The 12,718-nt window shown below is 58.3% G+C and carries 11 protein-coding genes; 8 read left to right on the top strand and 3 right to left on the bottom strand.

The annotated features are described in order from the left end of the window. Positions 1-14 precede the first annotated feature (14 nt). Positions 15-890 (top strand): bifunctional helix-turn-helix transcriptional regulator/GNAT family N-acetyltransferase, encoded by an 876-nt coding sequence (locus tag DSL70_RS04665; protein WP_205563155.1) that lies wholly within the window; start codon positions 15-17, stop codon positions 888-890. Between the two features lie 270 nt (positions 891-1,160). Here DSL70_RS04665 and DSL70_RS04660 read toward each other — a convergent pair whose 3' ends face one another. Beyond that, positions 1,161-2,207: a site-specific DNA-methyltransferase gene (locus DSL70_RS04660; RefSeq protein WP_119307263.1), complete on the bottom strand. Its 1,047-nt coding sequence runs from the start codon at positions 2,205-2,207 to the stop codon at positions 1,161-1,163. Positions 2,208-2,827: 620 nt separating this feature from the next. Between DSL70_RS04660 and DSL70_RS04650 the strand changes: the two genes are divergently transcribed. The 6 genes from DSL70_RS04650 (at position 2,828) to DSL70_RS04625 (ending at position 10,027) form a co-directional block, all read left to right on the top strand. Beyond that, positions 2,828-3,376 carry a DUF721 domain-containing protein gene (locus tag DSL70_RS04650; RefSeq protein ID WP_119306755.1) on the top strand — a complete coding sequence of 183 codons (549 nt, stop codon included), beginning with the start codon at positions 2,828-2,830 and terminating at the stop codon, positions 3,374-3,376. Positions 3,377-3,491: 115 nt separating this feature from the next. Next, positions 3,492-3,929 carry a MarR family winged helix-turn-helix transcriptional regulator gene (locus DSL70_RS04645; RefSeq protein ID WP_119306754.1) on the top strand — a complete coding sequence of 146 codons (438 nt, stop codon included), beginning with the start codon at positions 3,492-3,494 and terminating at the stop codon, positions 3,927-3,929. Positions 3,930-4,067: 138 nt separating this feature from the next. Then, a complete protein-coding gene (locus DSL70_RS04640; protein ID WP_119306753.1) occupies positions 4,068-4,487 on the top strand; it encodes an organic hydroperoxide resistance protein in 420 nt (139 codons plus the stop codon). A 337-nt stretch (positions 4,488-4,824) separates the two neighbouring features. Further along, positions 4,825-5,451 (top strand): class I SAM-dependent methyltransferase, encoded by a 627-nt coding sequence (locus DSL70_RS04635; protein WP_119306752.1) that lies wholly within the window; start codon positions 4,825-4,827, stop codon positions 5,449-5,451. Between the two features lie 214 nt (positions 5,452-5,665). Next, positions 5,666-6,322, top strand: a complete 657-nt coding sequence (locus DSL70_RS04630; protein WP_119306751.1) for a DsbA family protein — start codon at positions 5,666-5,668, stop codon at positions 6,320-6,322. Between the two features lie 198 nt (positions 6,323-6,520). Next, entirely contained in the window at positions 6,521-10,027 is a 3,507-nt protein-coding gene (locus DSL70_RS04625; RefSeq protein ID WP_119306750.1) for a chromosome segregation SMC family protein, read from the top strand. Positions 10,028-10,085: 58 nt separating this feature from the next. On the opposite strand, the gene DSL70_RS04620 is transcribed toward DSL70_RS04625, so the two are convergent. Continuing rightward, positions 10,086-10,922 carry a class I SAM-dependent methyltransferase gene (locus DSL70_RS04620; protein WP_119306749.1) on the bottom strand — a complete coding sequence of 279 codons (837 nt, stop codon included), beginning with the start codon at positions 10,920-10,922 and terminating at the stop codon, positions 10,086-10,088. A 347-nt stretch (positions 10,923-11,269) separates the two neighbouring features. Here DSL70_RS04620 and DSL70_RS04615 point away from each other — a divergent pair, with 347 nt between their 5' ends. After that, complete coding sequence (locus DSL70_RS04615) at positions 11,270-11,953, top strand: glutathione S-transferase (protein ID WP_119306748.1); 684 nt, start codon at positions 11,270-11,272, stop codon at positions 11,951-11,953. A 40-nt stretch (positions 11,954-11,993) separates the two neighbouring features. Here the strand turns inward: DSL70_RS04615 and DSL70_RS04610 are convergent, their stop codons facing one another. Further along, a complete protein-coding gene (locus DSL70_RS04610) occupies positions 11,994-12,494 on the bottom strand; it encodes a hypothetical protein (protein ID WP_162916356.1) in 501 nt (166 codons plus the stop codon). Positions 12,495-12,718 lie beyond the last annotated feature (224 nt).

Here is a 12,718-nt window from a genome sequence, read left to right as displayed (position 1 = left end):
CAAGGAGTTGGGGTATGTTGTCAGATCCGATAGCGCGCACCCGTCGTTTTCATCGTGCCGTCACCACCGAGGCCGGGGTGCTGGATGCGTCTTTTCTGGGCAGGGGGCGACCGCTGGGACCGGCCCGGGTTCTCAATGCCATTGGTCGGGGCATCTCCGACATCGGGGAAATCCGCGCCTATCTGCGGCTTGACTCCGGCCTCATGAGCCGCCTGTTGCGCGGGTTGGAAGAAGAGGGGCTGGTGACCGTTGAAAGCAGTGAGACCGATGCCCGTCGCCGTTCGGTCGCCCTGACGGAGGCTGGCGCGGCGGAGTTTGCCGCCTATGAAGCCCTGTCGGACAAGCAGGCAGCAGACATTGTTGCCCGCCATCCGCATCCGGAGGTGCTGTTGCAGGCTATGGATATTGTCGCCACTGCCCTTGGCTTTGAGCGCACGACCATCGAGATCGTCTCGCCGCTTGATCCACGAGCCATTGTCTGCCTTGAAGCCTATTACGCTGAGCTGGCAAGGCGCCTCAAGAGTGGCTTTGACGTCAATCTGTCTGCCGATCCCGAAGCTAGGGACATGGAGCATCCGCGCGGAGCCTTCCTGCTGGCGATGCAGGACGGGATGCCCATCGGCTGCATCGGCCTCAAGGGAACCGACAAGGGATATGCGGAGCTGAAGCGGCTGTGGATTGCCCCCACCGCCCGTGGCATGGGCCTTGCCCAGCGCATGATGAGGGAAGCCGAAGCCAAGGCGCGGGACCTCGGCATCGCCTGCCTGAGGCTTGATACCAACAGCGTCCTGAGCGACGCCGTGGCCATGTATCACAAGCTCGGCTGGAGCGAGATTGAACGTTTCAATGAAGATCCCTATCCGGATCTGTTCTTCGAAAAACGGCTGTGAGCCTCACTGCGCCGGGGCTTCTTTAAAAGCAAATCATCTCAAAGCCTGCCGCCCAAATAAAAAGACGGCCATCAGGCCGCCTTCAGTTGGGTGAAAATCACGAGGTCGCAAACTGGGTCAGAGCAAGCCTCCGCCGCCTGCTACGCAAAACTCAAGGCAGGCGACATTGGATCTTGATCAGGATTTCACCGAAAAACCGGAACTCAGAACATCTCCTTGGTTAAACCTTGAGGGCGGGCCAACTGGTCCGCCGGAAACGGGCAAGGGCCATCAGGCCGCATCACGGATGATCTGGCGCAGGTCGTCGATCGGGCCGCGCGAGCCATCCTTGTCAAAATGCCAGTAGGTCCAGCCGTTGCAGGCGTCGAGCCCCTGCACCAAAGCGCCGACCTTGTGAATGGACCCGGTGTGGCCCCCGGAAACCAGCGAGCCGTCGGCCCGCACCGTAGCCGTGTAGCGACCGCCCTTGTCGGTCAACTCGGTCCCTGGCAGCAACAGGCCTTCTTCCAGCAGGCGCCCGAATGGAATGCGCGGTTCGGCGCGTTTGCCCTGGCTGACCTTCAGCGAGCTCAGATCCACCGGTTCGACCGCATCGATGCGAGCCTGCGCAGCCTCGATATAGTCACGGTCGCGCTCGATGCCGATGAAATGGCGGCCGAGTTTCTTGGCGACGGCGCCTGTGGTGCCGGTGCCAAAGAACGGATCAAGCACCACGTCGCCCGGATTGGTCGAGGACAGCAGCACGCGATAGAGCAGGCTCTCAGGCTTCTGGGTTGGATGCACCTTCTTGCCGTCGTCACCCTTGAGGCGCTCGTGGCCGGTGCAGATCGGCAGGGTCCAGTCCGAGCGCATCTGCACATCATCATTGAAGGCCTTCAGCGCTTCATAGTTGAAGGTGTATTTGGAAGCCTTGTCGCGACTTGCCCAGATCATGGTTTCATGGGCATTGGTAAAACGCTTGCCGCGGAAGTTCGGCATCGGGTTGGTCTTCAGCCAGACCACATCATTGAGCAGCCAGAAATTGATGTCCTGCATGATCGCGCCGACGCGGAAAATATTGTGATAGGAGCCAATGACCCAGATGGTGCCGTTCGGCTTCAGCACGCGCTTGCAAGCCAGCAGCCAGGCGCGGGTGAAGGCATCATAGGCCTCGAAGCTCTCGAACTGGTCCCAAGCATCGGTAACCCCGTCCACTTCCGACTGGTCAGGACGGGTCAGCCCGCCGCCCAGCTGCAGATTATAGGGAGGGTCCGCGAAAATCGCGTCGACGGAATGCTTGGGAAGTTTTTCCAACTGGGCAACACAGTCGCCCTTCATGATGGTATCAAGCCGATCGGAGAGGGTGGCTTCTGTCGGGTCGATGCCTGACTGCAGGGATACATTCGAACGCATACGCATACTCTACTCAACTGAACTACATCTGGAAGGAAACGCACTCGAAGACCCTTCCGTCTACCTCCATCCTGAGCCAACATGGTAAACCGGTGGTTAAGCGAATAGCGCAACTTGTCCTTTTTAAGCAATTTGATCCAGGACTTTAGAAAAGACCGAAAATTTATAGATAACAAATGGTTAACGAGGTGAGTTTGCAGCGGACTGAAAGAACTGCCGGGCGCCTCTTCAGCCAGATGTCGAGGAGGATGTTGTCGTGGAACCCCACCTTGAAAGAGAAAAGGCGAGGCAACCGGTGCGATTTCCTGTGGTTGCCGAGGGCCGCCTTTACTGTCGCTTCTTCACAAAATGCCAGCAACTGCATGAAGTTAACCGTAAAATTGCCGCAATCTTTACTCTATCTCACTATTTTTGCGTAGATAATCTGGATTAACTTCGCAAATCAGCTTAATTTGACCACGCGAGTTCTAGGCATCCCTCAGATGGGGCACAAGGCCCGCAGCGTCATTGGTTAATCAGTCGGGTAAACAGGATCGGCTGTTGGCATGAAGAAAACAGAAGACAGCAACGACAGGCAATCGGCACAGCGCTCTTTCGAGGCCGCCAATCGCCGCTATCAGAGAAAGAGTGCGGTACAGCTGCGCGATGTCATCGGGTCATCCCTGACCCCGTTGTGTCGCAAACAGGGTTTTGCGTCTTCCGATATCCTGCGCTTCTGGGGCGAAATTGTCGGCCCGCAATTTGCCGAATGCACCGAGCCGGAGCGCATCCGCTGGCCTCGCCGGGATGAATCCGAAGGCTTCAGGCCCGGTACCCTGGTGCTGCATTGCGAGGGTGCCCAGTCGGTTTTCCTGCAACATGAACAGGCCACCATCATCCAGCGGGTCAATGCCTATTTCGGCTATCCTGCCATCGATCGCATCCAGATATTGCAGCGCCCGGTTCACGCCAAACCGTCGCGGCGTCCAGATCCCTTGCGCGCCCTGACGGTGAGCGAGGCAGATGCCCTTGAGCATCAGATCGAAGGAGTGAAAGACGACAAGATGGCTGCCGCCCTGCGTCGTCTTGGCCATGCGGTTCTGGCCCGCAACTGACGATTCCCCGAAAATGTTCCGGTCCCCGGGTGACGGGTGCATGGCCCACTTAAGAACACCTTGTCAACGGACTGGGGCATGATTACGTTGCGCGATAACAAATCAGGAACGCGCCATGACCGATATCATGCCACTCGACCGGCAACTCTGTTTTTCTCTGTACTCGGCCTCCCTTGCCATGACCCAGCTTTACAAGCCGCTGCTGGAGCCACTCGGGCTGACCTATCCACAATATCTCATCATGCTGATCCTGTGGGAGAAGGACGGGGTAAGTCTCAAGGATATCGGCTGCCGGCTCGGTCAGAAGTCCGGCGCACTGACCCCGGTGCTCAAGCGGCTGGAGCAGGATGGCCTCGTCAAGCGTGTCCGCGATGAAAAGGACGAACGTGCACTCAATATCAGCCTGACGGAAAAAGGCGAGGCGCTGCGCCAGCCCGCATCGAAGGTCGCCCCTTGCGTGGCGGAAGCCTGTGGCATGTCGTTCCCGGAACTCATCGATCTGAAAGCCAAACTGGAAGGGTTGCGAAAAAATCTGCTCGATTCTCAAAAATAGTTTGCGCGATAACTAAATGTGCGCTAATGCTATGAACGTGGGGCGCAGAACGCAAAACAGCGCCCAAATAGTTATCGCAATAAATAATAGTCAGATGATCGCTATCAGACACACATCAATAGAGGAGAGGACGAGCCCATGAAAACTCTTTATACCACGAGCGCTACGGCAACCGGTGGCCGCGAGGGATCTGCCAGATCAGAAGACGGCCAGTTGCAGGTCACTCTGGTGACCCCGAAGGAACTGGGTGGTGCAGGCGGTGAGGGGACAAACCCCGAGCAGATGTTCGCAGCCGGCTATGCAGCCTGTTTCCTCAGTGCTCTGAAACTGGTTGCTTCGCAGGACAAGGTCAAGCTGGTCGACCCGACCATCACGGCAACTGTCGGCATCGGCCCGAACGACAAGGGTGTCGGTTTTGCCCTGCAAGTTGATCTGGTCGCCGATCTCAAGGATCTTGATGCTGCAACTGCAGATGCCCTTCTGGAAAAGGCTCATCAGGTCTGCCCTTATTCCAACGCCACCCGCGACAACATCGAAGTGACCGTCTCGGCAAAGTAGGCGAACAACGATCCTCAGCGGAGGCTGGCTTGCGACGCCAGTGGTGCTCTTGATCAAGAATGCGTGAAATGGCGCACCTGGCCACAGGAAGCGCCATTTTTCATGAGAATTGCGCAAACGTCTTTGTTTTTCCTCTAGGTATTACCATGTAAGATAGAACCAACAATCCCTGCAGGCTGAGGCGTGCCTCAAAGCCGGAGAAAGCCTCCTGACAAGCAGTGAGAAAACTGCGGTGGCCCGGTCTTTTGTGACTGTTTCACTGGCAACCTGTCGCAAGGGCCTGTCGCAAGGGCCTTTTGCAAGGGCCCTTTGCAAGGGAATGATGAGGAGATGCCCTATGCCGACGTCGGAGCAGTTCTGGGACGCCATGGCCAACACCTATGCTGCCAGGCCGATCAAGAATGTCGAGGCCTATGAAAAGACGATGGAGCGCACGCGCCTCTATCTCAAGCCTGATGACAAGGTGCTGGAGCTGGGCTGCGGTTCCGGCTCCACGGCGCTGTTGCTGTCGCCCCACGTGGGGCACATCTGGGCCAGTGACATCTCGTCCCGCCTGATCGAGATCGGCAGGCAGAAGGCAAAGGACCAGAACGTGACCAATGTGGATTTCATCCACGGTGACATTCTTGCCCCGGCCATTGATGAACACGCCCCCTATAACGGCATCTGGGCCTTCAACTTCATGCATCTTCTGGAAGATATCCCGGCGTCGCTCGAGCGCATGCACAAGCTGCTCAAACCCGGCGGGGTTCTGATTTCCAAAACAGCTTGCCTGTCCGGCAGGCACGGGTTGCTGCGTATACCGATCACCATCATGCAATGGTTCGGCAAGGCGCCTCACGTCAGCTACATTTCAGCCGAGAAACTGGAACTGCTGATGCAGGCGCAGGGCTTCGAGATTCTGGAATCCTGCACCTTCCCCAAAGCGTCGGAGGTGCGCTTCATCGTCGCGCGCAAACTTTGACCACAAGCCCGTAAAAGGCTTGAAAATATGTAGTAATTTCGAAGAAGTGAAAATTACAATTTTGTAACGAATGGCATTTCGTCGCAGCTTGCCCTCTCATCGCCAAAATGTGATTGGATAGGGTAAGACAAGTAACAGGACTGCCGGGGCTTTTTCGCTAAAATCTGGCAACTGTCCCCAACGATCCAAATCGCAACTCTTAAGGAACTACACCATGGCTTTGAACCGTAGAGACTTCCTGATTACCGGCGCAAAAGCAACAGCTGGCTTCGTTGCCCTGGCGGCTCTTCCCCTTGCAATGGCAGCACCTGCTGCTGCTGAATCCTATCCGCTCGAAGAAATGCTCAAGAGAAATGTTGATCTCGAAGAGATTTCCCTCGGTGAAGAAGGGGCTCCGATCACCGTGATCGAGTATTTCTCGATGACCTGCAGCCACTGTGCGCATTTTCACGGCACCACCTTCAAATATCTGAAGGAAAAATACATCGACACCGGCAAGATGCGCTTCATCCTCAGGGAGTTCCCGCTTGATCCACTGGCCACCGCCGGTGCCATGCTGGCGCGCCGCACCCCCGGTGGCAAGGCGCTGGCAATGATCGATCTGCTGCTCGACCAGCAGCGCAACTGGGCCTTCACCGATGATCCGGTAGGCAATCTGCAGCGCCTGACCAAACTGGCCGGTTTTTCACAGGAAAGCTTTGAGAAAGCCGTTTCTGACGATAAATTGCTGGACGCCATTGAAGCAGTGCGGGAACGTGGTCAGAAGGAATTCGGAATCAACTCAACGCCAACCTTCTTCGTGAATGGCGAAAAGCATATTGGAGCCCTGTCGAATGAGGAGTTCGACAAAGTACTGGAGCCATTGCTGTAAGAGCTTTTCCGTTGGCGGGGCTGTCCCCGCCGACCGTTTTGTGGCGCGCCCTGATCCTGCCCGCACAGCTGATGCGAGGCGGACCGGGGGGCGCCTTTTTGTTTGTCCTCGTCCTGCCGGGGCTGATCGCCTTTCCACCCGCTCTTTTGTCCGTTCTGGTGGGCACAACGCCTCAGGCGCAGGGCGAGGGGCTGGCCGATGAAATTCACCAAACTACGCATCTTGGGGTTCAAGTCCTTTGTTGAACCCATGGATTTCGTTATCGAAGGCGGCCTGACCGGCATCGTCGGACCAAACGGCTGTGGCAAGTCCAATCTGGTGGAATCCCTGCGCTGGGTGATGGGCGAGAACAGCTACAAGAACATGCGTGCCTCGGGCATGGATGACGTCATCTTCAACGGGTCCACCAACCGTCCCGCCCGCAACACCGCTGAAGTAACCGTCTATCTGGACAACAGCGACCGTACGGCTCCGGCTGGCTTCAACGACAGTGACGAGCTGGAAATTTCCCGCCGCATCGAGCGCGAAAGCGGGTCCAACTACCGCATCAATGGCAAGGACGCCCGCGCCCGTGACATTCAGCTATTGTTTGCCGATGCCTCGACCGGGGCGCGCTCCCCTTCGCTGGTCGGGCAGGGGCGCATCGGCGAGATCATCAGCCAGAAGCCGACCCAACGGCGCGGTCTTCTGGAGGAAGCTGCGGGCATTTCCGGTCTTCACAGCCGCCGCCATGAGGCCGAGTTGCGGTTGAAGGCCGCCGAGACCAATCTGGAGCGCCTTGAGGATATCATGGCGCAGATTTCCACCCAGTTGGAAGGCCTGAAGCGTCAGGCCCGTCAGGCCAGCCGCTATCGCAATCTTTCAGCCGACATCCGCGCGACAGAAGCCACCCTTTATCATCTGCGCTGGCAGGAGCTGTTGGACGAGGAGCAAAAAGCGCAGGAGACACTGCGGATCGCCGATTTCAAGGTCGCCGAGGCAACCACGGCTCAGGCCGCTGCGGCGCGAGAGGAGGCTGTGGTCAACCACAGCCTGCCAGCTCTGCGTGACGAAGCCGCCGCCAAGGCTGCCGGTCTGCAGCGCCTGACCCTTGCCGCCCGTGAACTCGACAATGAGGAAAAGCGGGTTGAGGAAAAGCTGGCGGATCTCGCCCGGCGCGTCGAGCAACTGAAGGCCGACAAGCAGCGCGAGGAGCAGTTGCTGGCCGAAAATGCCGATCTCTTGAAAGCGCTCGATGAGGAACGGGCCGAGCTGATGGCGGAAGACGAGGGGGCCGCCGCCGCCCAGCATGCCGCCAATGACGCGCTGAAGAATGCCGAGGCCGAACTGGCAGAAGCTGAAGCGGTTGCCAGCGACTGGACCTCGCGTCTGGCTGAGGCCGAAGGGGCTGCGCGGCAATTGCAGCAGGCAACAGAGGCGGCTCGTGGCCGTCTGGCGCGCCTCTCCAGCCAGAAGGCCCAGAGTGAGCGGGATCTTGACCGGGTCAGCGAACAACTCGACAGGGATGCCGGGCTCGACACTCTCCGCGACGAGGTGGATATCGCCTCTGAAGTTCTCGAAACGCTGGAGCAGGAGGCAGAAGAGGCTACAGGCGCCGTTGCTGAAGCCCGTGAAGCCGAGAGTGTCGCCCGTCGCGCCCGCGCCGATGCGGAAAGCGCTTTCAATAGGCTCGACACTGAAGCGCGCACACTGCAGAAGATTGTTGAAGGTGGGCAGGACAAGCGCTATCCGCCTCTGCTTGATAGCCTCAAGGTCGACGCCGGGTTCGAGGTGGCGCTCGCCGCAGCCCTTGGTGACGATCTCGATGCGCCGCTTGACGCGGCCGCACCCCGCCACTGGGGGGAGATCAGTGGCGATGATGACGGACTGTCGCTGCCCGGTGACCTGCCGCGCCTCGGCGCCCATGTTTCCGGCCCTCAGAGGCTCAGCCGTCGTCTCAACCAGATTGGCATCGCCGCCGCAGATCGTGGCACCGAGTTGCAAAAACTCCTGAAACCGGGCCAGAGACTGGTCAGCCGGGAAGGCGATTTGTGGCGCTGGGATGGACTGGTCATGCGTGCAGGCGCGCCCACTGCCGCCGCCCAGCGACTTGAACAGCGCAACAGGCTGGACGAGTTGGAAGGCCGCCTTGGCGAGGCCGAGGAGCAGCTTGAGAACGCCCGCCATGCATTCGAGGAACAGCGCTCGCTGGCAGCAGGCAAGGAACGGGACGAACAGACCGCCCGGAACCGGTGGCGTGATGCCCAGAAGCGCCTTTCCACCCTGCGCGACACGCTGGCACGGGCCGAGCGCGATGCCAACCAGATCCTTGCCCGCAAGGCCACACTGGAAGCCACCATTGGCCGGTTGGCCGAAGAAGAGGCCGAGGCAAGGGCCGCGCTGACCGACGCGGAGCGTCAGCAGAAAGAACTGCCCGCCATCGATCATCTGCAGCGCGAGCGGGATAGTGCCCGGCTGCTCCAGACCGAAAAGCGCACGCTTTTGACCGAGGTCCGTGCCGAGGCGGACGGGCTGGTCCGCGACGCCCTGATGCGCGCCAAACGGCTTGCCGCCATCGAGCGAGAACGGGCGAGCTGGGTGTCTCGCGCCGATAATGCCGATGTCCAGATCGCCACACTCGACGAACGTCTGGCGCAAACCGAAACCGAGCGGGACGACCTGCTGGACAGGCCTGACGACATTTCCATCAAGCGCCGCGCTCTGCTTTCGGAAATCGGCAAGGCCGAGGAAGCCCAGAAGGAAACCGGCGACAAGCTGGCGCAGGCCGAGCGCACCGCCCTTGAAGCAGGCGTTGCAGCCAAGACCGCCCTTGAGGCGCTTGGCAGCACGCGCGAAGAACGCAGCCGGGCCGACGAACGCATCAACGGCATCAGGGCCCGCAAGACCGAACTGACCCGCCAGATCGACGATGCCATGGAGTGTGCGCCTGCCGCTACCTTTGGTCTTTCCGGCTTGCACAAGGATGCTCCGCTGCCGTCGATGGCCTCGGTGGAAAGCAAGCTCGACCGGCTGAAGGCAGAACGGGAGCGGCTCGGCGGGGTCAACCTGCGCGCCGACGAGGAAGCAACCGAGATTTCTGAACAGCTCACCACGATGGAGACCGAGCGGGATGACCTGATCGAGGCCATCAAGAAGCTGCGTACCGGCATTTTCAACCTCAACCGCGAAGCCCGCGCTCGCCTGCTATCGTCCTTCGATGTGGTCAACAATCACTTCAAATCGCTGTTTGCCAAACTCTTTGGTGGCGGAGAGGCCGAATTGATCCTGACCGAGGCTGACGATCCGCTACAGGCAGGGCTGGATATCATTGCCCGCCCGCCTGGTAAGAAGCCGCAGACCATGACCCTCTTGTCCGGCGGAGAGCAGGCGCTGACGGCGATGGCGCTGATCTTTGCCGTGTTCCTCACCAACCCGGCCCCGATCTGCGTGCTGGATGAGGTCGACGCGCCGCTTGATGACGCCAACGTGGAGCGCTTCTGTGCCCTGCTGGAGGAAATGCGCGCCCTTACCGAAACCCGCTTTGTGACCATCACCCACAACCCGATTACCATGGCACGGCAAGACCGGCTGTTTGGCGTGACCATGGCCGAGCGTGGTGTGTCGCAACTGGTCTCGGTCAATCTGGAGGCTGCCGAAGAACTGGTGGCTGAGGACGAGAGCCGCGCCGCCATCGCCACGGTGCCTCCAGGGCATCCTCAGCCCTGACGATTGTTCTCAGCCTGCTACCGAGGCTGGCGAAGACGCTCGTCTGTTTGCGTGGTGTCTATAGAGACAGAATTGCTGCAAACTCCCTTGGCTGTTCATCGCCAAGCGCCTCTCCTGTAAGAATGTCGACCATTTGCACCTTCTCGAAACCAAAACTGGCAAGTTCCCGCCGGAGGTCTTCGGGTGAGAAATATTGCATCCAGTTGTATATCTCGAACTGCTCGTTCTCGTTTGCGATGAGATAGTGGTCAAGGGCAAGCATGCTCTCCGGCCAAAGCCAGCTTCTTTGAAGGCCAACATAAGGAGCCGGAGCCCAGAAACCTCCCATGAGATTGGGCTCAATGGTCAGGCTTTCCGACAACTGCGAAAATATCAGGTCGGAAAAAACATCCAGAATGATGTGCCCTCCAGCGCGCAACTGGCCGCGCATCTTTGCGAGCAGGTGAGCGCGTTGTTGGGGGGACAGGGCGCAATAATCCGCATAGATCAGTAAAACGAGATCCTGATCGGTCGGCAGCGGGTCATTCAGATAATTGCCTGACATGAAGCGTGGTTCTGTGTCCAGATCTGCGCAGAGTTGTCGGGCATGGGCGAGAGAACAGGAGGAAATATCAAAACCCGTCACCTTCGCTCCCCTTTGTGCCAGCTGGCGAGCATAAAGGCCGGGGCCGCATCCGAGGTCACAGACTGCCTTTCCATGGACAGAAAAGCGGTCATCGATCCAGCTTGTGATTGCCTCGATCGCAGAAGAACTTCGGGACGCAATGTCATTGCTACCATCAAGGTGATAGGCAAGCATCTGCTGGGCGATGTGTGGGCGTGTCCACAGCTCCGGTGTGGTATATTGGCAGAAGGGGATTGGTTTGACGGCAAACCGGTTCAGAAGATCATACATGATGCATTCTTTCGGAGAGGTCCCTTTTCCGGAACGCTTGTTGTGTTGGATTTCGGGAAAAGAGGAGCGCTATCAATTCAAGGCACAAACCCCCATCCGGCCGACAGCGGGACTTTTTTTTGGGGGGGGGGGGCGGAAGGCGCACTCCTGATCGGGCGCGCTCATGTCATGCTGAATAAAAGAAAGTGCCCACACCATATAATTGTGGAGCACCTCCTGCAAGAGAAAAGCGGAAGGGACAGGATGTCCCGAGCATATGATAAGAAATCCCTATTTCCGTTCTTTTCATTTCCGAATAGGGTTGAGCACCCACTTAGGGGATCAACTCGATTTCAAGAGGTGCCGATATGACCGAGACTCTCAAGCTGACGCTTTATATCGCCAACAAGAATTACTCCTCCTGGTCCTTCAGGCCATGGATTGCGATGAAGACGAAGAATATTGCCTTCACAGAGCATTTCCTGCAATTTGACGAGGCAACGGGCCACGCGCACTTCATCGAGTTTTCTCCGACCAAGAAAGTCCCCGCTCTGAAAATCGAGCAAGAGGGCAAGGAGCCCGTGACCATTTGCGAGAGCCTGGCAATCCTTGAAGTGGTGGCTGAACTCTTTCCTGAAGCAGGGCTCTGGCCGGAGGATCTGATTGACCGGGCCAAGGCGAGAGCCTATGCCGCTGAAATGCACGGAGGCTTTTTCGGTCTCAGGGGTAGTTGTCCGATGAACATGCGCCGTGAGATCAAGCCGCTTGATCTGGACCCCTACAGCGCAGCTGCCGTGGTCAAGAATGTCGAGCGGATCGAACAGATCTGGCGCGAAAGCCTTGATGCATCCGGTGGTCCCTTCCTGTTTGGCTCCTTCGGGGCGGTGGACGCGATGTTTGCGCCGGTCATCAATCGCTTCGAGAAATACGCACTGACAGACAGCGAGGTGTTCCACGCCTATCGCTTTGCCATGAAAACACTGCCAGCCTGGAAGGAGTGGGAAGAGGCCGCGTTGAAGGAGCCATGGGTCGTCGAGGAAGACGAGGCATAAACCAGCGTCATCCCGCACACGCAAGCGGTGGCCTGTGTGACTAGTCGAACAGGCGGTCGACTTCATCCTGAGCTGTCGGATGGTCGATGGCCAGCATCCAGTCCGTTGCGCTTGCCGTATCGTTGATGAGGGCACTGACGCGGTCGATCAGAGGTCGGATTTCCGTGGAAGCCATGAAAGCAAGGGCGTCGAAGCTGGCGCCCGATTGCTCCCCTTCCACCGAGACGATGCGTTCGACAAGCCCCATGATCTTGGTGTCGATATCATGGACCAACGATTCCAGCTGATCGCGCACCTGCGGCTGGACGGAATCGTATAGGGAAATGGCGAGCTGCTTTTCCTTGAAGGTTGATTGCTCGAAATAGTCTGGATAGCACATGGGGCGCCAAGAGACGATGTCTTCAGCGCATTCCGGCATCGAGGGCAACATCTCGATAAGCATCAGAACTTCATTGAAATGGTTGAGATAGTCCGTCGCCAACAACGTCACGGGGTTGATGTTGGCTTCCAACAACAGCTCTGGCTCAGGGAGAACGGACATGTCTGACATCTTGGAACTCTCAACGAAGCTTCACGGACTACAGGGCAACTTGCACGGAATTGAACGCGTTCGGTTCCAGATCGCGCCGATGATGCCTGCAGTTCCCTGGTCTATCTGATCCCGCATGAGAAGATATGACCCGTTGCTTTGCAGGTTGCTGGACAGTGTCGGCGTCAGTCAGCATCCCGAACCGATTTCCTACCCGGTCCACTTTTAACCATAGG

Origin of the sequence: Cohaesibacter haloalkalitolerans (assembly GCF_003574655.1) — a bacterium.
Taxonomy (GTDB): Bacteria; Pseudomonadota; Alphaproteobacteria; order Rhizobiales; family Cohaesibacteraceae; genus Cohaesibacter; species Cohaesibacter haloalkalitolerans.
The sequence above is the reverse complement of the archived record's forward strand: the minus strand, read 5'-3'. Positions and strand labels throughout refer to the sequence as shown.